Origin of the sequence: Cohnella rhizosphaerae (assembly GCF_029525575.1) — a bacterium.
Taxonomy (GTDB): Bacteria; Bacillota; Bacilli; order Paenibacillales; family Paenibacillaceae; genus Cohnella; species Cohnella rhizosphaerae.
This window is the reverse complement of sequence record NZ_JAPDIA010000003.1, coordinates 1382057-1407270: the sequence shown is the minus strand read 5'-3', so window position 1 is coordinate 1407270 and position 25214 is coordinate 1382057. Positions and strand designations below refer to the sequence as shown.

Sequence of the window (25214 nt, the reverse complement as noted above, 5' to 3'; positions counted from 1 at the left end):
AGCGCGCTTCTCCGCCCGTCCCGTTGTGCGCGGTGATGTAATAATGAATCCGGTCGGCCCGCGCCGTCCCCGGGATTGCCCCGGAATACGCGCCGCTGCCAAGCGTCGCGGCGGACACGATGCGATCCGGCGCCTCGTCCTCGTAGCCGTAGTGGATCTCGGCCGTCGTCGTCCCGTAGGTCGCATCCGCGACTGAGAAGGCAACGGCCAGGTCCGCGTTGTACGGCACCTGCGCGAGCGGCGAATGCGCGATCGCGTAAACGGGCGGCGCGGAGACGATTGGGAGCACCGCGATATCCTCGACGCTTAAGTTGACGGCCGGTCCGATGCTCCTCAGCCCGAAGCCCACGCCGCCCGCCGCCAGCGAAGCGTCGGTGAATACGGTTACAAGAGCGCCGTCGATCGACAGCTTGAACTCGCTTCCCTTGACCTCCAGGCTGTATTGATGGCGCTCGGCCACGTTGAAGCCCGGCAGCGTCTGCGCGATCGGCACCGGCGCGCCGACTTGCTCTACGGTTGCCGAATTCGGATACTTCCACAGCTCCACGCTGCTCGTGTTCTTGAACTCCAGAAAGTAATAGGCCGTGCCGGACGCGTACCTGAACATGACGCGGAAGCGATCCCCCCTGCGCCGAGAAGGTCAGGTTGTAGTCGGTCGATGCGTAAGACAGCTTGGCAGGCTTCACGATGGCGCGCTGCGGAGTGCCGCCCGCGATCGTGCCCGTCAGGCGCGCTTCCGCGCCGCTGCCCTGAACCTGCCAGGCGGTACTGCCGAACAAATCCCAGTTGCCGAGCCCGCCGGCGAAGCTGTCCTCGAACAGCGGCGCAGGCGCCTCGGCTCTTGCTGCCGCCGGCAATGACGGGAGCAGCAGGGCTGCGACGAGAAGCATAATCAGGCTGCGGTAAGTTTTTCTCATTCGTCCAACCACCTTCTTCGGCAAGAGTTAAAGCCTCCCGCGGCATCGGCTGGCGAAGGCGGGAGACTTTCGGATCAAACGGCTGTTATTTGCCTGCTTTCTTCTGGAAGGACGCTTCAAGCTCGCTTAGGATCTGCGTGCCGCCCTGGGACTTCCACTTCTCGACGAAGTCGTCGAACTTCTTGATATCCCCGCCCATGATGATCTGCGTGAACACCGAGTCGCGCATCGTATCGAGCTCGACGAGCTTGGCGACCTTGGTCGGAGAGTCGAGGTAGTTGGACGCGTCGGTGATCTGGTTCGGGTTGTTGATCGCGACGTCGAGCGCCTGGGAAGGGCGGAGCGGCAGCGACTCGAGGTAACGCGGCCAGCCGTTCAGGCCCGGCGCGAACAAATAGCTCTGTATGGAGCGGTAGTGGCCGTTCTTATCCAGCTTCGTCGCCGGATCGACCGCGTCGGTTACGATCGCCATCTTGCCGTTCTCGATCTTGTAGTCCTCGCCTTCGATCCCCCAGACGGTCAGCATCTGATTCTCTGGAGACAGCGATTCCTCGATGATGGACAGCACCTTCTTCGGATCCTTCGTCTTGGCGCTAATCGCCGTCATCTGGGAGAACGGTGCGCCTGCCGGCGCGACCGCCTTGCCGTCCGCGCCCGTCAGCGAGCCGGTCAGCGACAGATACTTGAACGGATCCTTGGATTGGTCGGGAAGCTTCTCGTTCGCGCCGAGCTTCTTGCTCTTGATCAGCTCGCTCGTCTCGACCTGCGTATCGTAGTCGCTCGCCGTGGACCACCAGCCCATCCACGAGAACAGCTTGCCGCTGTAGAGCTTGGCGCGGAGCTGCTCTTCCTTGATCGTGGCGAATTCCTTGTCGATCAGGCCTTCCTTGTACATCTTTTGCAGGAACAGCAAGGCGTCCTTCATTCTCGGATCGATGTCGTAGTTGCTGAACTTGCCGTCCGTCTCGGTGAAGTAGCCCGGCGTCACGCCGAAAGCGCCGAAGATATGGTCGAAGGAGTTGTTGGCGAACTTCACCTGGCCGATCTGCGCCGTGTAGCCGCCCAGCGGGATGACGTCCGGGCGATCCGCTTTAATCTTCTTCAGCAGGTTGTAGTACTCGTCGAGCGTCTTGGGCACCGATGCGCCCGCGGCCTCCAGGTAATCCTTGCGCATGACGAGATCCCAGCGGTAGCCGGCGCCCGGTCCGCCCTGATACGGAATGCCGTAGATACGTCCGTTCACCTTGGCCTGCTCGAATACTTCGGGCGGTACTTCGCGCATGATGTTCGGCGTGTCCTGCTCGTTGATCAGGTCGGTCAGGTCGACGAAGGCGCCGAGCGGCGCGTACTTCTGGAAGTCGTCGGCGAAGTCGATCCGCACGACGTCGGGAATGTCCTCGCTGGACATCTTGAGGTTCAGCTTCGTCTTGTACTGCTGGACGTCGACCATCTCGGCGTCGATCTTGACGTTCAGCTTCTGCTCGATCGCCTGCTTGACGACGTCGTTCTCCGGGTCGTACGGGACAGAGATGTCCTGCGCCTTCAGCCACTTGAGCGTGTAGGGCTCCGTCGACGCGCTTGCGGAACCGGACGGCGATGCGCTAGCGGATGCCGTGGCCGATGAAGATGAAGATGCCGGCGCTGACGCACTCTCCGAGGCGGCGCCTTTGTCGCCATTGCCGTTGCTGCAGCCCGCGACGGCGAGCGTGCCGACGAGGACGGCGGATGCCAGGCCGATCGTCTTTTTCTTTTTCTGATGAGACATGTTCAAGTGACCTCCTAATAATGAGCTGTATATTTACCCTTGGGGGATAAACCGAAGTGAGTGCCCCGCCGCGCGCTTGCGACCGTCCTACCCTTTGACCGAGCCGACCATCATGCCCTGATCGAAGTACCGCTGAATGAGCGGATAGATGATCAGCATGGGCAGCGCGACGATGACGATGGCGGCCATCTGGATGCCGACCGTCGGCGGCGGCGTGCGCCCCGCGGTCTCGAGCAGCTCGGGCGGCAGGCTGGAGCTCGCGATGATCGAGCGAAGCACGAGCTGCACCGGCGCCTTGTTCCAGTCCGAGACGTAGAGCATGGCGCTGAAGAAGTCGTTCCAGTAGACGACCATGTAGAGCAGGCCGACGGACGCGATGGCGGGCATCGAGAGCGGGAGAATGATCTGCCGCAGGATGCGGAACTCCGAGGCGCCGTCGAGGGACGCCGATTCTCTCAAGCTCTCGGGGATGCTCTCGAAAAACGACTTCATAATAATCATGTTGAAGGCGCTGAACGCCATCACGAGGATGAGCACGTAGTTCGTGTTCAGCAGGCCGAGCTGCTGGATCGTAATGTAGGTGGGGATCATGCCGCCCTTGAACAGCATCGTGAACACGAAGATCAGGATGATGCCCTTACGGCCCGGCAGCCTTTTCTCGGCAAGCGCGTAGGCGACGGTCGTCGTCAGGAACAGGGCGAGCAGCACGCCCGCGACCGTATTGCGGATCGTATTGCCGTAGGCGTGGTAGATTAGCGAGCCTTTTTTTTAGCAGATAAGCGTAGTATTCGAAGCTGAAGGACGTCGGGAACAGGACCATGCCGTCCTTGGCGCTGAATTCGGAGTAGGGCGTGATCGATACCGTGATGACGTACCAGAACGGGAGCACGATCACCAGCGTGAGCAGCGTGAGTACGATGTAGTTGGTCGTCGCGAAGGCGGATTCGCCTCTAGTGAGCTTCATCTGTCGTCTTCTCCTTCGTCAGAAAATGCCGGAATCGGGATCGATCCGCTTGGCGATGCGATTGGCGGCCAGCACCAGCGCCAGACCGATGACGCCCTTGATCACGTCGGCGGCGGCGGCCAGACTGAGGTTGAACTGCTCGATGCCGATGCGGTAAATATAGGTGTCGAGGATGTCCCCCACTTCGAACACCATCGGGTTGTACAGGTTGATGACCTGGTCCAATCCGGCGCTCATGACGAATCCGACTCTCAGGATGAAGATGACGATGATCGTGGAGGCGATGCCCGGCAGCGTGACGTGCACGATCCGCTTGAAGCGCGTGGCGCCGTCGACGACGGCCGCTTCGTACACTTCGGGGTTCAGGCCGGCGATCGCGGCGATGTAGATGATGGCGGCCCAGCCCATTTCTTTCATCGCGTCGGTAACGACGAGGATCGTGCGGAAGTATGCGGGCTCGACGAGCAGGTACGCGGGCGTGCCGCCGAAGAGGGCGATGATTTTGTTGACGATGCCGGTCTCCGGGGACAGCAGCAGCGTGATGATGCCGCCGTAGACGACCCACGATACGAATCTCGGCAGGTACACCGCGGTTTGCAGCGTCTTCTTGAACCAGCGCGTCCGGATCTCGTTAAGCGCGAGCGCCAGCAGGATCGGGGCGATGAAGCCGCTGATCATCTTGTACAGGCTGATGAGCAGCGTGTTCTTGAACGCGTGGACGAACATCTCCGACTCGAACAGCGCGCGGAAGTGCTTGAGCCCCGCCCAGTGGCTGCCCGAGAAGCCCTGGATGACGTTGTAGTCCATAAAGGCGATGCTGACGCCGTACAGCGGCAGGTAGTCGAAGACGAGCACCCACAGCAGCGCGGGAAGCAGCAGCACGTACAGCAGCTTGAACTTCCAGATGCGGCGGAACCTGGGCCCCGCCTTCGGCCGCGTTCGCGCCGTTCGACCTAAAGTCGTGCCGGGCGGCGTGCCTGTCTTTTTTGCCGGGAATCGGCTCCTCGGCGGCGACGGATGGCGTGTCTGCGGACGATCCGTTCGGCGTGCGCGCGGCTGTGCCGGGTTTTGCGAGCTCCATGCGGTAAGCCTCCTATCCTTCACTCTGTCTCTCTGTATGTGGCGCACCTCCGCTTTGAAAGTGCTTACAGTAGCCAGTTTAGCGGATCGGATCGGCACGGAACACCGGAGCGGAGAACGATATACCCGGTGAAAAGTCGCATTGTCGCGGGGGGAGGCCACGGTTGCGAGGCGCGGGGAGTGGCGCGGAACGGCGCGTGGCATGGAACGGCGCGTGCCATGCAACGGCGCGTGCCGCGCAACGGCGGATGCCGCGCAACGGCGGGGGCCGCGGAATGGCGGGGGCCGCGGAATGGCCGGTGCCGCGCAACGGCGGGTGCCGCGCAGTGGCGAATGCCGCGGACTCAGGATCCGCTATTTGGCCGAAAACGTGCCGATTACCGTTCGCTGCGGACCACAGATCCGTTATTGGCGCACGAACGCCCCGATTCCCGCCTAAGTAGCCGCACTAACGTCCCCTGGGTCCGCAACCCCGCCGATTATCGTTACTTTCGAGTAAATAACGGCTCCTGGGTCCACTAACGTTGCGATTAGCGTGCCGCCAACGCCCGCTTCGTTCACGCAGTCTGCATCCCCGCCACGCCGTCGCTTGTCCGCCTAGGGTCCGGTCTGCAGCCGACGGCAGACCCTGGGCGCCACTCGCGCAACCTCCCCCCTACCTCCTCTTCAATGTCGCGTTGCCGGCCGGCGGCACGTTCACCAGACAGACCCCGGCATGCAGCACGAACACCGAGCGCTTCACCGTTCCCCCCGCGGCAATCCCGAATTTCCAAGTTCCATTCTCCCTGCTCCCCAGTCGTCTCGACATATACGCCTTCGGCACGCGTGCCGTTGACGAGGATGACCGTCCGCGGCAGCTCCCGGTTCAGCGGAACGATCGTGCGAGGCTGATAGACGGCAGCTAGTAACTTGGATGCGTTAGACGCAACGACGAGCGGATACAACAGTTCGGGTTGATGCGGCTCCAAATGTCCGTCGAGCAGGACTTTCCGGTGTTCTTTCCAGAAGGCGAGCAGATAAGCGACCATCTCCGCTTGCGCCGCCGGCAAGCGGTCGAGCCGCACGGATATTTGAGGCACAGCGAACAGTACGTTGATCAGCTGCAGCGCCGCGCTCTCGGCCGGCTCGTCGGGATGCCACATGAGCATGTCGGCATGGGCCGCCGTCTCTCCGCACAGCAGACGAATATCCAGCGTCCGCAAGCGGTTCTCGACCGCGTCGTTCGGACAGTCCGCCGCCCTGAACATATTGCCGTACTTGCGCATATAGGGGCCAACGTAGGCTTGGCGGAACTCGATCATCACGTCCGGATCGATCGCGGAGAGCCTCGCCATAATATCCGACATGAGGCGGTCGACGGCCTCAGGCACGGCATCGAAGTCGCGTCCGTCCCCGAACGCGAGCTTGCGGTCCGCGGGCAGGTTGAAGCTGTCGACGAAGTCGAGCTTGAAGCCGTCGAGCTTCCACTCGCGCATCGCCCGTTCGTAGATGCCGATCAAGTACTCGCGCACCTCGGGGAACCGCGGATCGACGATGCCCCAGCCGCGCTCCTCGACCGTATACAGCATTTTGCCGCCGAACCGCGTCCACGCCCGGCTGTGCACGCCGACGAACGGCACGGAATACCACAGCAAGTACTTCATCCCCAGCGCATGAATGCGCTCGATATGGGCCGCCATGTCCGGCATCTTCTCCGCGCAAGCCTCCCAGTCGCCGCAATACGCGTACCCGCGCTCGTTGTTCGCCGTCTGCCAGCCGTCGTCCACAATTACGGTCCCGCAGCCCAGCGCCGCGGCCTCGCGGCATTGCGTCTCGATCGCTTCGGGCGTCAGCTGTTGATGCAGGCTGTACCAGGTCGAGTACATCGGCTCGCGCGCCGCCGCGGGCACCGGCGAAGGGGCAAGGCCGGGAAGCCCGCTCCACCATCGCCGCACTTCGTTCAGGCTGTCATAGTAAGGCAGCTCGCGCAGATCCACCCGCAGCGTCGCCTCGTAGCGGTCCAGCGGGGCGCCCGGCTCCTCGAACAGCGATACCGAGCAGTGGAATTCGGCCGTTTCTTCGTGGACGCCCGCCTTGCAGACGACGGGGTTCAGCGTATCGGAAAAAGCGAACGTCATGCGGCTCCGTCCGTCCCCGCCGAACAGACAGACGACCGGCGCGGAGCTCGCGGCATTGCTGCGGTAGCCGGCGAACCAGTCCGGCGACAGCCCGCGGTTCCGGTAGCCGTTCGGGTGCCAGACGCCCTGGACGTCGACGATCGGGCGCTCCCAGGACAACCGGATCGCCGGCGGGATGCCCGGTCGGTCCGCCGATATTTTCAGATGCACGAGCTCGACGCCCGCCTCTTGCACCTCGACGGCAAGCGTGGCGGTGAACCGGTCGTCCGCGCCGGATATACGGTACTGAAGTCTGCTTTCGTTTTGCGTTTGCCGCATAAGACAAGAACCTCCGCTATGGATAAATGAGTTCGTAAATCAAGCCGCAACGGCATTGCAGCATGCCCCCGGCGCGCTGCGCGTCGACGGCATGCTGGCTCCGTTGCGAACCGATATCCGCGCGCCGCGTCTTGACACGTTCAAGCGGCGGCGGATCGCTGCTGCATTACACGTTCGGCATGACCGTCACGTCGTCCACGAGCAGCTGCACGGGCGTCGCGCCCGCTCCCTTGACGGAAAATCCGATGCCGCCCGCGGTCAGCGAAGCGTCCGTGAACGTCGTCACCGTCGCGCCGTCGATCGACAGCTTGAACGCGCTGCCGTCGACCTTGATCTCATACACATGATGCGCCGTCATATCGAAGCCCGGAATGACGCTGCCGATATCGACGGTCGTCCCGACCTGGGCCGGCGTCGAGCTGCCCGCATATTTCCATAGCTCGACGATGTCCGTGCTTTTAAACTCCATGAAGTAGTAGTTCGTGCTCGAGGAATACCGGAAAAGCGTGCGGAACCGATCGGACTCGGCGCCGAAGGTCATCGTGTAGTTCGTCGCACTGTAGGGCAGCGCGGACGTCTTGGTCACGGCCCGTTGGGGACCGGTCGACGTCGTCGTGCCCTTCAGCACGGCCGCCTGCCCGGTGCCCTGAATCTCCCAGGCCGTGCTGCCGAACAGGTCCCAATTGCCAAGGCCCCCCGGCAAACGTATCCTGGAACAGCGGCTCGGCGGTAACGGTGACCGCGGCGGTCGCCGTAAAGGCACCGTCCTCCGTCGTCGCGGTAATAACGGCGCTGCCCGGCGCGACGCCCGTCACCGTGCCGCTGGCGCCGACCGTGGCGACGGACGGGGCGCTTGAGCTCCACAGCACGTTTTTGTTGGAGGCGTTCGCGGGCGAGACGACCGCGGTCAGCGCGGCGGTTTTCCCCGCGCCTACCGTCAGCGTCGAAGCGCCGAGCGCCACGCCGGAGACCGGCACCTGCACGGTCGGATCGCTGGCCGTGATCGTCCAGCTGCCGAAGTCGTAGGTCAGCCGTTCATTGCTCTCGGTTGCCGTAAACGTCGTCGAGCCGCGTTCCTGCTGCAGCCATGGCGTATCGAACAGCTTGAACGACGCATAGTCGATCGGCTGGCCGTTGACCTTGTGCGTGCCGGCATAGGCGCCGGAGGCGCGGTCGAAGGTGATGTCCAGCATATCGCCGCTCAGATTCGTGTAGATCAGCCGCGGATTGCTCTCGTCGATATGCGAGCTGTCGACCGTCGTGCCCGTCAGTACGGCATTTTTAAACGCCGCGAAATCGGCATATTCGGAGGCGCCCGCCGTCTCCAGCACCCAGCCGTTTTTGTCCGCCTGGCTGCGCAGGATGTTGTAGCTGTAGGACAGCTGCGCGGTCGGATGGAGCTGCGTCGTCGTCTTGACCTTGTTGGACGGATCGGTCGGCGACTGCGTATACCAGGCGTACGGCTTGATCATCTTGAAGGCGAAGTACATCGGACCCGTCTTAACGAACACCCAGCCGCCCTGCTCTTCCTTCGCGAGGATCGACCCCGTATCCGGGAACATGGCGTTCAGGTAATTGTCGGTCGCGCCGGCGCCGCTTAGCGATTTGTAGACGCCCACCGCCGTTTTGCCGTCCTGCATGATCCGGTGATTCTCGATCTGGTCGTAGTTGCCTATCGGGCTGTTGCCCTGGTCCGCGTTAATCCGGAACAGACTGTCGGGCTTGTCGGACTGCCAGCGCAGCACCGCCTGCATGTTCTCGATCCAGTTGTCGACCCGGTTGTACGTCACCTCGGTGGCGAGACCCCAGGTCGGCTTCACGTAAGCTTGACGGTATACGTTCATGGCGCGCCCGCTGGAATTTTGCAGATTCGTTTTGCGGGACTCGTAATCCTTGTCGGTCTTCTGTCCGATCCGAACCGCCATCGCGGGCGGCGCATAGCTCATCGAAGGCGCGAGCACCATCCCGACGTATTCCAGGAACGGCCGGTAGGCTCCCGGCACGCCCGCGTCCGTGTCTCCGAATCCCTGCTGCGCGCGATGCGCGCCGAAGTACATCCAGGACAGCAGCGTATGGTCGGCGCCTCTCCAGGTCGGGTCGTTGGCGGAGGTGGCGTCCCCCCTTGGACCGGCTCGTGCTGGAGATGAAGTTGCCGTCGATCCAGTCGTTTGCCCATTCGAACCACATGACGTCCATCGCCATCTTGACCTTTTGCTTGAAGTCCGGTTCGTCCGAATACTGGTAAAGCGCGTTCAGGCAAAAATACGTCATGAACGTGTACTCCGGACTCTCGTACTCCGCCCAGCCGCCGCGGACCGCCGCATCGAGCATCTCCTCGATGTTAGCCCGGTTCGCGCTTTTCAGCGCGGCGCCGGACGCGCCGTTCAGGTCGACGACGTCGGGCAGCAGCTGGCCGACCAGATAGCCCGCCGTATAGTTGCTCATCCGCAGATTCTCGGTCTGCGGCAGCTTCGCGTACGCATAACCCGCAAAGTAGCTTTTCACGTGGCCGATCATCGTACTGTCCATCTTGTCTCCGGCGAGCAGGTACGCGTACATTTTGCTGACCGTCTTGTACTGCTCCCAGTCGTAGGTCTGGAACATCGTGTCGAGCTTCTGCAGATTGACGGCGACGTTTTGATTGTCCACGAGCTGCGCTGCGATCTGCGCGATGTTGGGCACGCCGCCCATCTCGGACATCGACTTCGTCTTGTTCCAGAGCCACTGCTTGCGCGTCTCGAGCGTGCCCGGGAACGGCGCGTAATTGGTGTCCGCCGGCGGAACCTCGCCCACTGCGACGTGGTCGAACTTCGTCGTGCTGAGCCTGTTGGCGTCGTGGCTCGTCAGCGCCAGGCCGATGTATACCGTTTCGGGCAGGTTGACGGCCTCTCGTTTGATGAGATTCCAGGTGATTCCGTCGGACGATTCATAGCCGCTGATGAAATTGCCGACACGCGTCAGCTTCACCCAATAAGGCGCCGGCGACTTGGTGCCCGACGTCAGTACCGTGGCCCCTCCCTGCGTCAGGCGATCCTCGAAAATAACCCCGTTCGTCGGTGACACCGCCATCAAGGCATGCGGGGATTGACTCGTTATATTGGCCCTGATCATGACGCCTGCCTTGGTCCAGGCGACGGTGTTGGTCATCTCGCCCACGCGCGCCACGATCTGGCCGTCGCCCGTCCATGGCCGGTATACGTAGTGGAATGCATCGTCCGTCCCCCAGATGTCTGCCCCCGAGGCTCTCACCGTGAACGATTCGTCTGCGGCCGCGTAGCTCGCGCTGCCCGCTACGTTGACGGTGCCGACATCGCGGTCGCCGAACGGCTCCGGCAATCCCGACGCAGACGGGTTGGTCGTTACCGCCAGCGCAGCGCTCTGGGTTGATGCGTTGCCGGCCGCGTCACGCGCCTTGAGCGTGTATTGATAGGTCTTGTTAGGGGTAAGGCCGATGACGCTATAGCTCGTCGCGGTTCCGAGCGCGGAGCCGGCGAGCTGGCCGTCCTGATAAACGTCGTAGCGGTTCACGCCGACGTTGTCCGTCGAGGCCGTCCACGATAGATTGACGCTCGTATCGGTCTTGGAAGCCGCAGCGAGGCCGGTCGGCGACGACGGCGCCTCGGTGTCCAGGCCGGCGTCGTGCGTTGCCTCGTATAGGGCCAGATCGTCGACGACGATCGCTTCGTCCGTGCCGCCGGTGTTGACCCGGACGCCAAAGGCGATCTTGATCGAGCTGACGAGCCGTTGCCCGCCGTTCGGCACGATCTGAAACCGATAGGATGCGATATCGTGATCGTTAACCGTCTTCAATTCGTTCGGCGTCGTATTGAGATAGGCCGCGGTTCCCGTGATCGTTTGCTTGTCGGGCACCGGGAACCGCGGGACCAGCACGTTGTCGTAGTTGCCGAATTGCAACTGGCTGTAAATGTCCGCATTGACCGGCTTGTCGCTCGCCGCGCTGCGCCGGAGCCGGTATTCGTATACGAACTCCACCGGCTCCGTCCCGGTCGGCAGCGAGTAGATGGCGTTGATCCGCGATAGAAGCGCTCCGCTCGACAGTTGATAGTAAAAGTAGCTGCCTGCGTTCGAGCCCAGCGAAGCATCGCGGAACTCGACCGCGTTGTTGCCGTTCACCTGGACCACGGACTGCGAGGTGCCCGCTACGTTCGCATCGTACACAAACGGGCTGACGCCGCTGTCGAACCCCGTATCCATATCCTGCTTCAGCCAATCGACCAGTACCTCTTCGCCGCTTGCGACGGCTTTGCCGGCGGCCGGCCAATAGCCCAGCGCCAGCGCGCATAGAAGCAAGCTGCAGACGGCTTTTTTGAGTAAATGCGAATAGTTTGTTCGTGCTTATGCTCATTTTCGGTTAACCTCCTCATGAATGGATGCTGCGAATTGCCGAGGAAAGCGCTTACGATTATTGTCGAGGGAGCTGCCGACTTCAACGTCGGCAGGGGCATAGAGCAAGAAAGTTCCTCTATGCGGCGCTTGCGAGCCGCTGGCGAGGGGCTTAATAGTTAGAGGAAAAAAACTCCTCTATGCGGGGCTTGCGGGCCGCTGGCGGGGAGCATAGAGGAAGATAGTTCCTCTATGCGGAGCTTGCGGGCCGCTGGCGGGAGGCATAGAGGAAGATAGTTCCTCTATTGCCTCCCAAACTAGCTTCCTTTGGGTCAATAGAGGAAAAAAGTTCCTCTATGTGGCGCTTGCGGGCCGCCAGCGTGGTGTATAGAGGAAGATAGTTCCTCTATTGCTTCCCAAATCAGCTACATTAGGTTCAATAGAGGAAGAAAGCTCCTCTATGCGGGGCTTGCGAGCCGCCGGCGTGGGGCATAGAGGAAAAAAGCTCCTCTATGCGGGGCTTGCGAGCCGCCGGCGTGGGGCATAGAGGAAAAAAGCTCCTCTATGCGGGGCTTGCGGGCCGCCGGCGTGGGGCATAGAGGAAAAAAGTTCCTCTATGCGGAGCATGCGGGCCGCCGGCGTGTGGCATAGAGGAAAAAAGTTCCTCTACGTGGCGCTTGCGAGCCGTCGGCGGTGGGTGTAGCGGAAAAAACTTCCTCTATGCGGGGCATACGGGCCGCCAGCGTGTGAATAGAGGAAGAAAGTTCTTCTATTCGAGCCTCGCTATCCCCCGGCACAGTAGCGCTAAGGCTGTTCCACGCGCACGTTGAGCCAGAACCTCCGCTCCTCCTGCGGGGCCAGCGAGATACAGTTGCCGTGACGCATACAATCGCCGATATCCGAGTACCATGATGTCGACGGTTCGAGCGCCACCGTGTACCATTCGTTGTCGTTGCTCGACCAGTATCGGAGGCTCGGGAAAGTAAGATGGTCCCACTCTAGCAGCAGCTTCACGTTGAGCGCCGGTTGGCAAATGCCCGCGAGCCCTTCCTCGAGATCCTTCAGCGGCATGTAGCAGGCTTCGCCGTTTGGCACGGGTCGTTCCACCATACGCAAATTCTTTTTCCTTCCGCTCGGCAAGCTTACCGCTTCCACAGGCTCTTCGAAGCTCGCGGCAGGCGCTTCCCGATCGCGCTCATAACGCAGCACGTTAAACGCACGGCTGCCCTTCGGCAGCAGCACCTCGGCCCCTTCGCTCACCAGCGGGCTGCCGAATGCCGGATGATGCGTCCATATAAAATGGACGTCATCCCTCCCGACGTTGACGACGCGCTCGTCGATGCGCAGAACGCTTTCGCCCGCTGCCAGCGAGAGCGTCTTTTCTACCGTCAGCGGCGTAAAAGGGAGCGTCACCCAGCAGCGCAGCGTCACGCGCGATCCCCCGTCTTCCTCGACCGCGTATGCCCAGGGCACGCCGGCCGACTCGCCCTCCACTTCTCGCCCGACTTCCTGCCGCCCGCCGTCGAAGAAAGCCCGGTTCGGCAAAATCTCCTGCCAGCCACCCGGATAGCCCTCGGCGTAATGCATCAGCCTGTTGTTCCTCAAATCCCTCCCCCTCGCAGAGCGACAAGCCGTCCCGCGTTTTCATCAACAGCTGCATGTTCAGCGGCTTGTATGTCAGCTCCCAAACATCGGTGCCCTTGCCTACCAGAATTACGGCGATCAGCCATTCGTTCTCCAGCCTCACCCCCTCGATGCCGTTTACCACGACGGTCGTCGCGACGCAAGGACCTTCCATCCGGCTGTGCCTCCTTGGCGCCCTTCTCTTCCGTTCAAATTCGGAGGGAACCCGGCACGAGCCGCTGCCGAATCCCCTTCCCATTGCGCGACTGCTTCACAGTCGAATTCCCCCGATGCCTACCTCTCCCGATGCCTCACTTCTTCTGCGCCAGGAAAGCATCGATCTGCTTCTGCAGCTCAACCTGAATCTTTTTGGCGTTGGCCGCGCCCTCCTTCTTCAGCGAAGCCCACGTGCTGTCCGGATCGGTGACGCCGTCGAAGAGCGAGTTGTAGTACTTGGCCTCCGTCGCGTTGTAGAGCGAGATCTCGTTCATGACCGGGGTTGGATCAAACGAGAAGCCGGTGAGGATGCTCGGCGTCAGGTTCGCGGCGTCCTTGTTGAACTGGTAGTGCTTGATCGTCTCCTCGTCGAAGCCGGCGTTCAGGCGGTCGGTCGTCGGATTCCAGACCCACGCGTACGGGAAATACGAGTAGTGGGTGCCGATCTGCTTGTACTGGTCGTCGCCGACCGCTTCGTAGTTTTTGCCTTCGATGCCGTAGGCGAGCAGGTCGTAATTTTCCTTTTGCGCAGTCCAATTGAGGAACATCATGGCGCGCTCTTTGTTTTTGCTGACCTTCGGAATCGCCTGGAAGTTCGCCTGCTTGAAGTTGGTGATGTTCGCGCCCTTCTCCATCTTCACGAAGGTGACCGCCTCCAGCTCCGCGCCCGGAACGTTCTTGGCAAGCGCCGTGTTCAGGCTGGACGGAACGCCGAATTCGTTGTACACGGCCGCGCCTACCTTGCCCGAGTTGATGACCGAGTCGATGTCCTTGAGCGCCAGCACGTCCGGGTGGATCAAGCCGTCCGTGTACAGCTTTCTGGCGTCCTGGACCCATGACCAGATCGTCGGCTCCATTTCGTCGAACAGGTTGTAAACCTTGCCGTCGTTGTTTTTGTAGTAGAGCACGAGGCTCTGGCCGAGCGCGTCGGACTTGATGAACTGCGGATCGTATTCCATGAAGGAACGGAATGCGCCCCAGGCCTGGTCCGTCGAAGCGCCCTGACCGTAAGCGAGCAGCGGGATGACGTCTTTTTCGTTTTCCTTGACCTTGTAAGCGTATTGAATCAGTTCGTCGTAGGTTTTGATCGGCTGCAGCCCGTACTTCTCGCGCAAGTCCTTGCGGACGAGATACGTCCGGCCGGCCAGGTGCGTGTTGCCCAAGGGCAGGCCGTAAATCTTGCCCTGGAACTTGTTGGCGTCGAACATCTGCTGCGAGCGCACCTTGATCGCGTCCTGCCCGTATTGCTGCAGCAGGTCGTCCATCGGCTCGTAGTAGCCGGCGCTGATCATCTGCTCCATATGGAGCCACGGCGCGTCGAAAATTAAATCGACATTTTCGCCCGATGCGAGCATGACCTGCGTCTTCTGCGCGAGATCCGACCAGGGCACGAACACCAGGTCGAGCTTGACGTTGATATTGTCGGCCATACGTTTCTCGGCTTCTTTGATAATGACGTCCATGTCCGCGGGCCGGTCGCCCGGCATGACGATCTTGAGCGTCACCGGGTCCAGCTTGGTCGTCTTGCTCCCGTCGGACACTGCCGAGGATGAGGCCGGGGCCGTGGACGAAGCGCTGCCGGCGCCTTCCCCATTCGAGTCGTTCGATTTGGAGCTGCAGCCGGCGAGCGTAGCCGCGAAGGCCGAAGCGATCATGAGCGCGGTCAGGCTTTTTCTGGTTTTCATTGCTGTGACCTCCTAGAGTGGTGGTGATCTATTCTCAACCGGATGTCTCCGAATCAAGACTAACCTTTCAGCGCGCCGATTGTAATGCCCTTGACGAAATATCGCTGAATAAACGGATACAGCAGGAAAATCGGGCCGATCGTGACGCATACGGTCGCGAGCTGCACGCTGTAGGTCGGCAGGGGCTGTCCGTAGTTCGTCTGGCTGCCGCCCACGTAAGCGCCGATGTTGATGTTGGAGATAAGCTGGCGGATCATGATCTGCAGCGGATGCAGCTTGTAATCGTCGATGAACAGGAGCGCGAGGAAAAAGTCGTTCCAGTACTGCAGCGCGTAAAACAGGCCCACGGTCGCGATGACCGGCTTCGAGATCGGCAGGATGATGCCGAAGAAGATCCGCAGATCGTTCGCGCCGTCCACGGTCGCGGCCTCGTTGATCTCGTAAGGCAGCGTCCGGAAAAACGAAACCATGATGAAGGCGAAGAAGGGGTTGAGCAGGTACGGCAGGATAAGCGCCCAGAGCGTGTCCTTCAGATGGAGCCAGTTGGCGATCAGAATATAGAACCCGACCAGACCCGCGCCGAAGATCATCGTGAAATAGGTCAGGAAGGACAGCGCGCTGCGGTACTTCACTTTCGGATGCGCGAGCACGTAGGCGTACATGGCCGTGATCAGTACGGCCAGCACGGTGCCGGCCACCGTGACGGTCGTCGAGACCATGTAGCTGCTGGCCACCTGCTTGCCGCGGAATAAGAACTCATAGGCGCCGGCGGAGAAAATTTTAGGGATCAGCTGGTAGCCGTAACGCTTGATCGCGGACTCGTCGGCGAACGAGTTGATCGCCACGATCCAGAAGGGCAGCAGGCAGACGAGCGCGAACAGTCCGGTGAAGGCGTAGATGAAGCCCACGAACGCCTTTTCCGACGGGGAGCGGTCCGCCTTGATTTTGACGGCCTTGCCGGCCCGGCCAAGCTTGCCCGTTTGCGCCTGGGTGATAGAGCTTTCCATGCGTGATTGCCGCCTTTCTATCGGAAAAATCCGGATTTTAAAATAAGCTGGAGTCTTTGTCGATTCGTCTGGCGATGGCGTTAAAGATTACGATCGTCACGAGCCCCATCACCGACTGGTACATAATGATGGCCGAGGACTTGCTAAAGTCGCCCAGCTGACGCAGCGCCCGGTAAGAGTACGTATCGATGACGTCCGTCGTCGGATAGAGCGGCGCGGTGTCGCCGACGATGCCGTAGATCATGCCGAAGTCGCCGTAGAAAATCCGTCCCACGCCGAGCAGCGCCAGCACGATCAGCACGTTGCGGATGAGCGGAATCGTAATGTGGATGATCTGCTGGAACCTAGTCGCACCGTCGATCTTGGCGCTCTCGTAATATTCGCCCGAGATGCCCGTGATCGCCGCGAGGAAGATGATCGAATAATAACCGGCGAATTTCCAGACGTAGATGAACGTCAGCACGCCCGGCCAGATACTCGGCTTCAGGTACCAGTTCTGCGGGTCCATCCCGTTGTCGATCAGCAAGCGGTTCAGGATGCCGTCCGTCGTATTGAGGAAGGCGAACGTCATCATGCTGACGACCAGCCACGAGATGAAGTAGGGCAGGAAGATGAGCGACTGCGCGATCTTTTTGTAAAGCCGGCTCTGAATCTCGTTCAGGAAGATCGCCAGAAGCAGCGCGATGCCAAGGCCGCAGACGATAAACAGTCCGTTCAGAAACACCGTGTTAAACGTCACCTTGTACCAGTCGCTGCTCATGAAGAAAAACTTGAAATTGTCGAAGCCGACCCACTCGCTCCCCCACAGCCCGTCGGCGAGCCTGTATTTTTTGAACGCGATCAGATGACCCGCCATGGGCACGTAGGCGAACACGATCAGGAACAGCAGACCGGGCAGCGCGAGCACGTATAAATATTTGTTGCGTACGATTTCTCTCACGATCGGCACTTGGAACACCTTCTCCTCTCTTGCTGGCTGCGTTTGATTGGCGATGTCCCAAGCTTAGGTCGCGCCGGAGCGGTCTGTATAGTTCTGGATGAGGAAGCGAGGCGGAAACGGTGTTCTGAATGCGGAAAAAGCCCGCGGCGGCGCAGGTTCGTCAAGGTTCTGAATCCGGAAATCGGGTTCGCAAACGGGAAATCGGACCGGATTTCCGGGCCGTTCGAGCAATCGTTTTGCAAACATTCTAACCTGGCGGCTTCCAGCCTGGCACAGCGGTCGCTACAGGCTCTTTGTGCGGGCAATGTGGTGCTGTAAGAGCAAAAAGTTACTCTACCGCCTCACATCACGGTCAATTTGGTGCCGTAAGGGCAAAAAGTTACTCTACAGCCTCACATCACGGTCAATTTGGTGCCGTAAGGGCAAAAAGTTACTCTACAGCCTCACATCACGGTCAATTTGGTGCTGTAAGAGCAAAAAGTTACTCTACAGCCTCACATCACGGTCAATTTGGTGCTGTAAGAGCAAAAGTTACCCTACAGCCTCACGTTACGGTCAATTTGGTGCCGTAAGAGCAAAAAGTTACTCTACCTACCGCCTCACATCATCCGTTCGAGCCGATTCTGTACCGCATCGGACCGCATCGGATTGCATCGGATTGCATCCGTATCGAATCCGTTTCAAATCCCTGCAGAATCTTTAGAAAACCTTTAGAAGTCTCCTTCCTCGCGCCTTATTTTTGACGGTTAAGCTGAAGACCGACAAACAGAAGGAGGACGAGCGGAAATGGGACTGTTCGACGAGGAGAGCCGCGCGTTCGCGCGCAAGTTCATGGAGAATCCGGGGCAGGTCGGCAGTCTCGTGCCAAGCTCCGTCCGCCTGGCGCGGGCAATGGCCCGGGAGATCGACTGGGGCAAGGCGCGAGCCGTGGCGGAGCTCGGATCGGGGACGGGCGCGATCACGCGGGAGATCGCGCGGCGGCGGGAGCCGGGCACAAGCGTCTATCTGTTCGAAAAGGACGCCGCGATGCGGCGGCGGCTCCGCGAGCGCTTTCCGAACTTCCGCTGCTTCAGCGACGCAGCCGGCATGGCGGATACGCTGAGACGCGACGGGAGCGGCGGGCTGGACGCCATCGTGAGCGGCCTGCCGTTCTTCAACTTTCCGCAAGCCGCTGCGGGACCGGCTGCTCGCACAGATCGTCGATTCGCTGAAGCCGGGCGGCCTGTTCGTAGCCTTCCAGTATTCGCTCCAGATGCGCGGACAGCTGGCCCGGCGGCTCGATATCCAGCGCATCCGCTTCGTGCCGCTTAATTTGCCGCCGGCGTTCGTGTACGTGTGCGAAAAAAGGGATGAAGCGGGGAGACGGCCATGAGCCACCTTCCGTTCCTCCCTTATATCGAGCAATTCGGCTACGCCGCGCTGTTCTTCGCGCTTTGGCTCGGCATGATCAGCCTGCCGATCCCGAACGAGGCGATCGTCGTCGCAGGCGGGGCCGCCGCGGGCACGGGCCTGCTCGCTCCGCTGCCGGCGCTTGCCTGCGCGGCGCTCGGCGTTGCCTCGGGTTTGACCTTTAGCTATTATATGGGGAGAATCGCCGGTCCCGCCGTGCTGGGGCGGTTCGCGCGACACGGGCGAAGGGCGAAGTACGCGGCGGCCGCGAGCGGCATGATCGCGCGGCACGGCAGCCTCGCGCTCTGCTTCAGCTACTTCCTGCCGGTCGTCCGCCATCTGCTGCCGTTCACGGCTGGCGCGAGCCGCATGCCATACCGCCGCTTCGCCCTGTTCGCCTATCCCGCGGGCGCACTCTGGACCTGTCTCTGCTTCGCTTCGGGGCTTGCCCTTGGCGGGCAGGCCGGGCGGATCGCCGGTTTCGCGCAGCGGCACGGTCCGCAGGCGCTGTGGCTGGCGTTTGCGCTGACGGCGTCGTACGTCATCATCAGGAGAGGAATGCCGGCCCATGAATAACGGCACGATAATGGTGGTGGACGACGACCCGGAGATCCGGGACGTCGTCCACGTATATTTGCGCAACGAAGGCTATCGCGTGCTGGAGGCGGAGGACGGCGCACAGGCGCTCGAGGCGTTCGGCAGCGAGCCGGTCAAGCTCGTCATTCTGGACGTCATGATGCCGCGGATGGACGGCATCGAGACATGCATCGCGCTCCGCAAGCGCTCCGACGTCCCGATCATCATGCTGTCGGCCAAGGAAGCCGACATCGACGTGATCGCGGGCCTGTCCATCGGCGCGGACGACTACGTCGCCAAGCCGTTCAGCCCGCTCGCGCTCATGGCGCGCGTGCGCGCCCAACTGCGGCGGCAGAGCATCGGGAACGGCCGGGAGCCGTCGTCCCTCATCGAGATTCAGGATCTGACGCTCGATATTCCGCAGCACCGGGCGACCCTGCGGGGCGAGGAGATCTCGCTCACGCCGCTTGAATTCGCGATTCTGGCGCTGCTGGCCACGCATCGGGGCCAGGTGTTTCACGCGGACCAGATTTACGAGCGCGTCTGGAAGGAAGCCCGCGGCTTCGGCGACAATACCGTCATGGTGCACATCCGCAACATCCGCGACAAGCTCGGGGATCCTCCGCGGGATCCCCGTTATATTAAGACGGTGTGGGGTGTCGGCTATAAAATCGAAAAATAAAAGGCTTCTCCGTTTGATTGGCATGGGAAGCATCCGAATTCGAATTTTATGGACGTTCGCCGCGAGTCTGACCGGGGGACTCTTCGCCGGCAATTTCGTCCCTTTCGCGCTCCATCGTGTACCGCACTACTTTGCCTTCGCCGCCCCCCTTGTCGTTCGCGCTGTTCGCGGCCGGCTTCCTCGGCGTTTTCTACGGCCTGACGAACGGCAGCATCCGCTATTTGGTGCGTCTGGAAGACAGCTTGAACGCGATGGCGGGAGGCGATCTCGACCATCGCCTGACGGCCGAACGCGCGGACGAGCTCGGACGCGTAGCCGCCCATATCAACGCCATGGCCGAGCAGCTCGAGACCCGGATCCGAACGGAGCGGCAGAACGAACAGGCCAAGCTCGAGCTGATCACGGGCATCTCCCACGATCTGCGCACGCCGCTCACGAGCATGCTGGGTTATCTGGAGCTGCTGCGCGGGCGTGCTTACCGGGACGAGCGGGAGCGCGAGCGCTTCCTTGTCAACACGCACAGCAAGGCGATCCAGCTGAAAAGCCGCATCGACGACTTGTTCGACTATACGCGGTTGTCCGCCAGCGAAGCCCGCCTGCACCCCGAGCGGATCGACCTGCGGGAGCTCGTCCGGCAGCTGCTCGCCGAATTCGAGCCGCTCGCCGCCGAGCAGGGGCTGTCGGTAGCGGCAAGCCTGCCCGCAGGCGGCCTGGAACTGACGCTCGATCCCGGTCTAGCGAGCCGCGCGATCGACAACCTGCTGACCAACGCCCTGAAGTATGCCGACAAGCCCGGCGTCGTGCGCTTGCGGCTGGCGGCCGCGGACGGCCGGGCGGTGCTCGAGATCGCGAACCGGGGCGCGCCGATCGGACCGGAGCAGGAGGCGCGGCTGTTCGAGCGCTTCTACAAGGCCGATGCGGCGCGCAGCCCGGCGCCTTCCGCCGGCGGACCGGCCGGCGCCGGACTCGGCCTGTCCATCGCCCGCGAGATCGCGCGCCTGCACGGCGGCCGGCTCGGGCTGACGTACCGCGACGGCGACTATCGCTTCGCGCTCGAGCTGCCGATGGACTGAGCGCGCAGTCGTCCCGCTATGGCGAATTGCCCGCAAAAAGGCCGAACGTCAAGTCGCCCTTGCGACTCCGCGTCCGGCCTCCTGCCCTGCTTTTAAAGCGCCGTGTCCCTGTACTGGCTCGGCGTCAATCCCGTCGCTTTTTTAAAAATCGTAAAGAAATGGCTCTTGGTCTGGAACCCGGCCCGCTCCCCGATATCGGTGACTGTCCAGTCCGTCGTCGCGAGCAACTCCTTCACCTTGGCGATGCGCTCCTGCAAAATATATTCGGACAGCGTCACGTCGAGCGACTCCTTGAACAGCTTGCCTCACATGCCGCGAAGAGAGCGAGACATGCTCGGCGATCTCCTCGACGGTGAGCATCGGGTCGTGCAGACGGTTGCGCACGTAGTCCACGATGTCCGTCACGATCTCGTCCCTGCGGCTCGCGCCTTTCTTGCTGCTCAACTCCTCGATGATGACGAGCAGCTCGCGCTCGAGCCAGGCCCTTACGCCCGCCAGCGTGTCGAACGACGCGAGGATGCGCTCGATCCCCTCGATCGACGCCACCGACGGCAGCTTGTTGAACGCCTTGAACAGCGTATACAGCATAAGCGACAGCTGAATCTTGCTCTGCGCGTAATGCATCGTCTGCATGTGGGCGAACAACCGGTCGAGACCCGCCGCCGTATCTTCGGGCTTGCCCATGCGCACGCTTTTGATCAGCTCGTCGAGCAGTTGATCGTCCGGCAGCGGCTGTACGCTGCGCATATAATCTTCAAAATCCCGCTCCGCATAAATCTTGTCTTCGCCGGACACGAACTTGAGCATCGTCAGCTCGAGGATGTGCTGGTACGCCGCCCGGATATCGTCGCCGAACGCCCGCGCCTCGCTGACGGCGACGGTCACCCGAATCTGCGTCCAACGGTCGATCTGCGCCTTGACTTCCTCGAGCAGCGTTGTCAATCGCTCCGCCGACATGCCGTCCCCGGAGAGCAGCAGGACGACATGGTCGCTGCCCAGGTCAACCCCCTCGGCGGCGCCGTCCCGCCGCAAAATTTCCTCCGCGATGTTGCACATCGCGTACTTCATCAGCTTCCGCGAAGCGAACTCGTACTTCTCCTTGAACGCGCTGTACCCGTCGATGCGAATCGCGCCGATATACAGCTCGCCGTACGCGAACAACCCCGAGTGCTCCCGCAAATACTGCTCGACCGGCGGGATCAGCTTGCCTTGCAGAATCCATTGACGCAGGTATTCCGTCTTAATGACGTCCCGGTGCTCCCGCATCGAAGAATCGAGCGCCACCATCCGGTTCTCGAGCAGCTCGATGCCGTACCGGATCACGCTGTGCTCCGCCAGCGGCCCCCCCCGCCTGCCCGCGCTGCAGCGAAGGCCCGAGTTTGGTTTCCAGATGGCTCGCCAATTGGGAGAACGGCCTGTAGGTACGCCGCGAATTCCAGAACAGGATGGCGAGAAGCAGCGCCACGAGTCCTGCCAGCACGACCATCAGCTTGGTCCGGAACGCGTAAAAGTCCGCATGGATGCCATCCAGCTTGGCCATTAGATACAAGGTCCAGCCCTGCGGCTCGATCCGGGCGTACTGGACAGACCAGGATTCGCGATCGTAGCGCTGCTCGAAGCTGCCCGAAGCGCCTTCCGCGCGCGACGCCAGCTCCTTGTACAGCCCTTCGTTCGAAGCCCCGGGCGTCTCCGACGCGGCAGCCCCGGGCGTCTCCGACGCGGCAGCCGCGCGCTCCTCCTCGTCCGGACCGAGCATCATCCGTCCTTCATCGTCGAGCATAAAGGAGATGAATCCGGCGGCTTTATTTTCCTTGAGCAAATATTGCTTCATCAGCGCGTCGTCCAGCAGCAGCACCAAATAGCCGTACGAGGGCTGACCGGAAGGCACGGTCGGAATCATCAGGGCGAGCGAACGCTCCCCGCCCGCGCGATGGACGAAGAAGCGCTGGTACGCTTTGGCCGGCGCTTTGGCAAGCTCCAAGATAGCCTGATCCTTGAACGCGGCGAACGTCGTGATGCCGTACGCGATGTCGATCACATGCCCGGTGCGCATGTTCAGCAGGTACGCGTTTTTGAGAAACGGCTCGGTCGTCCTGTATTTGGCCGCCGCGGCGATCGCCTCGATCTCGCGGTCCTGCGTCTCTTCGTCGGCCGTCATCCAGGCCTGCACGCTCTTGTCGGCGTACATGGTGAAGCCGTATGCGATCATTTTGTCGAGAATGAATGCGGCGTTGTCCCGCGAATGCGCAAGCTCGGTCTTGTTCACCTTGTCGATCTGATCGAGCGCGAAGCTAGAGAACTGCCGGGTCATGAAAAACACGACGGGCACGGAGACGAGGACGAACAGCAGGCACGAGCCCAGGAAAATCCGGATATGCGTCCTTCTCGGCATCAGCTTTTTCATCGACGTCATTCTCCCCGCACGCTGGTCAATTCCGATTGCCCAATCAACCCATGTTCTTTTAGAACATTATCGCATGAAAAATAAACATTACAATCCCCCTAAAAGTCGTCTTTCCACGCAAAAAAGGCTTCGCTCCGCTGGTGCCGGAGAGAGCCTTTATCGCATGCTCGCCCTGCCGCTTTCGCTGCGAATGAATCGCAGGTGCCAACGGAGGAACAGCAAGCCGAGCGCGTACACCGGGATCGAATAATACAGCCTCCAGCCTTTGTTGACCAGGTACCCGGACTTGAGCGAGAGCCATTCAAACAGAATCGACACCCCCCGTGGCCAGGACGAGGTAGCCGATGAATCGTTTGGTACCGGCCGGCATAAAATTCAGGGCCAGCACGCCGGCAGTTGGCGGGAGCGCGATCTGCAGGATGAGATCCGATACCGACACGTCGGGGTTGATGAAGTCATAGAGGTCGAGCACCAGTCCCAGAAAAAGATCCGTATAGATCGTCAAAGCAATCATGACAAAATAAGTGATGTAAATTTCGGCGCGGGAAAGTCGTTTGGGCGAAAAAATCAGAAACACGATCGCCGCGACGGCGGCGCCGTAAGCAAACAAGTTCCCGGAATGCAACCGATCACCGCCCACGTTCGTTTACGTTTACGTTCACTTCGTCTTCGCCAATCCCAGCGCCTTGTGATCCCACAAAATATCGGCCATGACCGCGGCCTTATCCTCGTCGCAGGCGACCACCAGGATCACGTCCCCCCCGCTTGCCTTTCAGCCGAGCCGCATGATTTTTGCGACGCGTCCGCAGATAGATCAGCCCGTTGATGGCTACGCCGAGGGCGAATCCGGTGCCTGCGCCGATGAGCCCCCAGATCACCGGGCCCCACGCCCATACGAAGCCTTTGCTGGCCCCGATCGTCGCGAACATGAATGCAAGGACCGCGCCTTTGTCCACGAAAGACAGGCCGTCCGCGCGATGCAGGCTGTCCATCAGCCGCGGCTCCTCCTTGCGCAAGTCGAGCGGCACGGCGTAGATGGACGCTGCTCCCTTCGACTCCAGTTCCGTAATGGCGAGCTCGAGAAAAGTCGAGTAATCGAACGTCGCGAATATCTGCATCAGTCCACTTTGCCCCCGATCGTCAGCGTCACGCCTGGCGGCTGATATCTCTCAACCAGATGCTTTCTTAGGGCGTGATCAAAAAAGCTTGTTGCCCTCTACGGTGCTAACGTAGGCATCAAAAATCGTAAAAAAAGTAAAAAAGAAGGAAGATACAGCAGCCATTGAGCATTGAGCGCTCTTTTGGAGGACCTTAAATCGCCCAAAATCAGGTCGTGCATAGCGAGAACGATATGAGATTCGCTGACAATCACGATTCCGCTCAACAAAATGAAGGTGGCCAGCACGATGCGATGAAGGTACAGCTGTCCGACGCTCGGCAGGCCCATCGACCAGAGGACGGCAACCCAGGGCTTGCGCTTGTCGAGATAATTCACTTCGAGCGCGCCGATGGTGAATTCATTGAACTTGGCGTTTTCCCTGCGGGCCAGTACGTACATCTTGTTCAAGTCCACCGTCGTCCGGTAGCTGTCCCAGATCGCGAATAAATAAACCGGAATATAAAGCGACATGAACCTGGGGTCAAGAACCTCCCGCGCCGCCTGGAACTGGCCGTTAAAGGAATGGATGATCGCCTGATTCAAATGAATTTTCTGATTGATGTAAATCTCCCAAAGCACCAGCGCGTATCCCCGGATAAACTTGTTTAGCAGCAGATGGCCGAAGCCGGGAAACGCCATCGACCAGCAGGCGATCGTATACGGATTGCGCTTGTGAATCTGCGTCGTTCCGAACATGCTGACGAATGCAAGGTAACGCCTGGCGCGATAGGGAGCGGAAAAGTTGTTCATCGTTTCACCCCGAGGCCCATGTCCTTCGTTAAGCAGCGAAAGCGATAGGCCGCAATCGCGCGGTTGTAGGATATCCCTCGTCAGGATCATTTATCCGCGGCAAAAAGCGCGCCGACCCGGGGGGCCGACGCGCTCTTTGATAATCGAAGTGAAGCGGCCGGCGCGCGATTCATCGATGCATCGCTGCTCCTTCCTCCGCCGAAGG

Annotated in this window: 22 protein-coding genes; 4 read left to right on the top strand and 18 right to left on the bottom strand. The window is 60.9% G+C overall.

Going from position 1 to position 25214, the window contains the following annotated elements:
* Positions 1–1002: 1002 nt before the first annotated feature.
* The 12 genes from OMP40_RS12030 to OMP40_RS11975 form a co-directional block, all read right to left on the bottom strand.
* Positions 1003–2682, bottom strand: coding sequence for a type 2 periplasmic-binding domain-containing protein (locus tag OMP40_RS12030; protein WP_277531598.1), 1680 nt, complete (start codon positions 2680–2682; stop codon positions 1003–1005).
* A gap of 87 nt (positions 2683–2769) precedes the next feature.
* Positions 2770–3390, bottom strand: coding sequence for a carbohydrate ABC transporter permease (locus tag OMP40_RS12025; protein ID WP_277531596.1), 621 nt, complete (start codon positions 3388–3390; stop codon positions 2770–2772).
* Positions 3320–3646 carry a hypothetical protein gene (locus OMP40_RS12020; RefSeq protein WP_277531594.1) on the bottom strand — a complete coding sequence of 109 codons (327 nt, stop codon included), beginning with the start codon at positions 3644–3646 and terminating at the stop codon, positions 3320–3322. The genes OMP40_RS12025 and OMP40_RS12020 overlap by 71 nt, the downstream gene beginning before the upstream one ends.
* A gap of 18 nt (positions 3647–3664) precedes the next feature.
* Positions 3665–4750, bottom strand: coding sequence for an ABC transporter permease (locus OMP40_RS12015; protein ID WP_277531592.1), 1086 nt, complete (start codon positions 4748–4750; stop codon positions 3665–3667).
* Between the two features lie 533 nt (positions 4751–5283).
* Positions 5284–7161: a glycoside hydrolase family 36 protein gene (locus OMP40_RS12010; RefSeq protein WP_277531590.1), complete on the bottom strand. Its 1878-nt coding sequence runs from the start codon at positions 7159–7161 to the stop codon at positions 5284–5286.
* Positions 7162–7327: 166 nt separating this feature from the next.
* The gene (locus tag OMP40_RS12005; RefSeq protein WP_277531588.1) at positions 7328–7630 is read right to left on the bottom strand and encodes a hypothetical protein; all 303 of its coding nucleotides are present in this window, start codon (positions 7628–7630) and stop codon (positions 7328–7330) included.
* Complete coding sequence (locus OMP40_RS12000; RefSeq protein ID WP_277533128.1) at positions 7620–8354, bottom strand: Ig-like domain-containing protein; 735 nt, start codon at positions 8352–8354, stop codon at positions 7620–7622. Before OMP40_RS12000 ends, OMP40_RS12005 begins: the two co-directional genes overlap by 11 nt.
* Positions 8355–8859: 505 nt before the next feature.
* Positions 8860–11472 carry a fibronectin type III domain-containing protein gene (locus OMP40_RS11995; protein WP_277531587.1) on the bottom strand — a complete coding sequence of 871 codons (2613 nt, stop codon included), beginning with the start codon at positions 11470–11472 and terminating at the stop codon, positions 8860–8862.
* Between the two features lie 837 nt (positions 11473–12309).
* Positions 12310–13110 (bottom strand): DUF4432 family protein, encoded by an 801-nt coding sequence (locus tag OMP40_RS11990; protein ID WP_277531585.1) that lies wholly within the window; start codon positions 13108–13110, stop codon positions 12310–12312.
* A gap of 329 nt (positions 13111–13439) precedes the next feature.
* Complete coding sequence (locus OMP40_RS11985) at positions 13440–15029, bottom strand: extracellular solute-binding protein (RefSeq protein ID WP_277531583.1); 1590 nt, start codon at positions 15027–15029, stop codon at positions 13440–13442.
* Between the two features lie 59 nt (positions 15030–15088).
* On the bottom strand, positions 15089–16036 hold the full coding sequence (locus OMP40_RS11980; protein ID WP_277531581.1) for a carbohydrate ABC transporter permease: 948 nt from the start codon (positions 16034–16036) through the stop codon (positions 15089–15091).
* Positions 16037–16073: 37 nt separating this feature from the next.
* The gene (locus tag OMP40_RS11975) at positions 16074–16985 is read right to left on the bottom strand and encodes an ABC transporter permease (protein ID WP_277531579.1); all 912 of its coding nucleotides are present in this window, start codon (positions 16983–16985) and stop codon (positions 16074–16076) included.
* Between the two features lie 777 nt (positions 16986–17762).
* Here OMP40_RS11975 and OMP40_RS11970 point away from each other — a divergent pair.
* The 4 genes from OMP40_RS11970 (at position 17763) to OMP40_RS11955 (ending at position 20696) form a co-directional block, all read left to right on the top strand.
* Entirely contained in the window at positions 17763–18287 is a 525-nt protein-coding gene (locus tag OMP40_RS11970) for a class I SAM-dependent methyltransferase (RefSeq protein ID WP_338131104.1), read from the top strand.
* A gap of 57 nt (positions 18288–18344) precedes the next feature.
* Positions 18345–18941 carry a DedA family protein gene (locus OMP40_RS11965; RefSeq protein WP_277531577.1) on the top strand — a complete coding sequence of 199 codons (597 nt, stop codon included), beginning with the start codon at positions 18345–18347 and terminating at the stop codon, positions 18939–18941.
* A complete protein-coding gene (locus OMP40_RS11960; RefSeq protein ID WP_277531575.1) occupies positions 18934–19623 on the top strand; it encodes a response regulator transcription factor in 690 nt (229 codons plus the stop codon). Before OMP40_RS11965 ends, OMP40_RS11960 begins: the two co-directional genes overlap by 8 nt.
* A gap of 116 nt (positions 19624–19739) precedes the next feature.
* Complete coding sequence (locus tag OMP40_RS11955; RefSeq protein ID WP_277531573.1) at positions 19740–20696, top strand: HAMP domain-containing sensor histidine kinase; 957 nt, start codon at positions 19740–19742, stop codon at positions 20694–20696.
* A 92-nt stretch (positions 20697–20788) separates the two neighbouring features.
* Here OMP40_RS11955 and OMP40_RS41540 read toward each other — a convergent pair whose 3' ends face one another.
* The 6 genes from OMP40_RS41540 to OMP40_RS11925 all read right to left on the bottom strand — a co-directional run bounded on the left by OMP40_RS41540 (position 20789) and on the right by OMP40_RS11925 (position 25009).
* Positions 20789–20974, bottom strand: coding sequence for a helix-turn-helix transcriptional regulator (locus OMP40_RS41540; RefSeq protein WP_420871922.1), 186 nt, complete (start codon positions 20972–20974; stop codon positions 20789–20791).
* A 962-nt stretch (positions 20975–21936) separates the two neighbouring features.
* Positions 21937–23100: a cache domain-containing protein gene (locus OMP40_RS11945; RefSeq protein WP_277531570.1), complete on the bottom strand. Its 1164-nt coding sequence runs from the start codon at positions 23098–23100 to the stop codon at positions 21937–21939.
* Between the two features lie 156 nt (positions 23101–23256).
* Positions 23257–23418: a hypothetical protein gene (locus OMP40_RS11940; RefSeq protein ID WP_277531568.1), complete on the bottom strand. Its 162-nt coding sequence runs from the start codon at positions 23416–23418 to the stop codon at positions 23257–23259.
* Positions 23402–23710: a hypothetical protein gene (locus OMP40_RS11935; RefSeq protein WP_277531566.1), complete on the bottom strand. Its 309-nt coding sequence runs from the start codon at positions 23708–23710 to the stop codon at positions 23402–23404. Before OMP40_RS11935 ends, OMP40_RS11940 begins: the two co-directional genes overlap by 17 nt.
* Before the next feature lie 112 nt (positions 23711–23822).
* A complete protein-coding gene (locus OMP40_RS11930; RefSeq protein WP_277531564.1) occupies positions 23823–24218 on the bottom strand; it encodes a hypothetical protein in 396 nt (131 codons plus the stop codon).
* A 98-nt stretch (positions 24219–24316) separates the two neighbouring features.
* Positions 24317–25009, bottom strand: a complete 693-nt coding sequence (locus OMP40_RS11925) for a hypothetical protein (protein WP_277531563.1) — start codon at positions 25007–25009, stop codon at positions 24317–24319.
* Positions 25010–25214: the final 205 nt, after the last annotated feature.

What these genes read in the sequence shown, in the direction of transcription:
- OMP40_RS11945 (WP_277531570.1), bottom strand. Translation starts at nt 23,100, where the DNA reads ATGAAAAAGCTGATGCCGAGAAGGACGCATATCCGGATTTTCCTGGGC.
- OMP40_RS11980 (WP_277531581.1), bottom strand. Translation starts at nt 16,036, where the DNA reads ATGGAAAGCTCTATCACCCAGGCGCAAACGGGCAAGCTTGGCCGGGCC.
- OMP40_RS11925 (WP_277531563.1), bottom strand. Translation starts at nt 25,009, where the DNA reads ATGAACAACTTTTCCGCTCCCTATCGCGCCAGGCGTTACCTTGCATTC.
- OMP40_RS11970 (WP_338131104.1), top strand. Translation starts at nt 17,763, where the DNA reads ATGGGACTGTTCGACGAGGAGAGCCGCGCGTTCGCGCGCAAGTTCATG.
- OMP40_RS12010 (WP_277531590.1), bottom strand. Translation starts at nt 7,161, where the DNA reads ATGCGGCAAACGCAAAACGAAAGCAGACTTCAGTACCGTATATCCGGC.
- OMP40_RS11985 (WP_277531583.1), bottom strand. Translation starts at nt 15,029, where the DNA reads ATGAAAACCAGAAAAAGCCTGACCGCGCTCATGATCGCTTCGGCCTTC.
- OMP40_RS12000 (WP_277533128.1), bottom strand. Translation starts at nt 8,354, where the DNA reads ATGCTGGACATCACCTTCGACCGCGCCTCCGGCGCCTATGCCGGCACG.
- OMP40_RS11960 (WP_277531575.1), top strand. Translation starts at nt 18,934, where the DNA reads ATGAATAACGGCACGATAATGGTGGTGGACGACGACCCGGAGATCCGG.
- OMP40_RS12020 (WP_277531594.1), bottom strand. Translation starts at nt 3,646, where the DNA reads ATGAAGCTCACTAGAGGCGAATCCGCCTTCGCGACGACCAACTACATC.
- OMP40_RS12005 (WP_277531588.1), bottom strand. Translation starts at nt 7,630, where the DNA reads ATGGAGTTTAAAAGCACGGACATCGTCGAGCTATGGAAATATGCGGGC.
- OMP40_RS12030 (WP_277531598.1), bottom strand. Translation starts at nt 2,682, where the DNA reads ATGTCTCATCAGAAAAAGAAAAAGACGATCGGCCTGGCATCCGCCGTC.
- OMP40_RS11965 (WP_277531577.1), top strand. Translation starts at nt 18,345, where the DNA reads ATGAGCCACCTTCCGTTCCTCCCTTATATCGAGCAATTCGGCTACGCC.
- OMP40_RS11930 (WP_277531564.1), bottom strand. Translation starts at nt 24,218, where the DNA reads ATGCAGATATTCGCGACGTTCGATTACTCGACTTTTCTCGAGCTCGCC.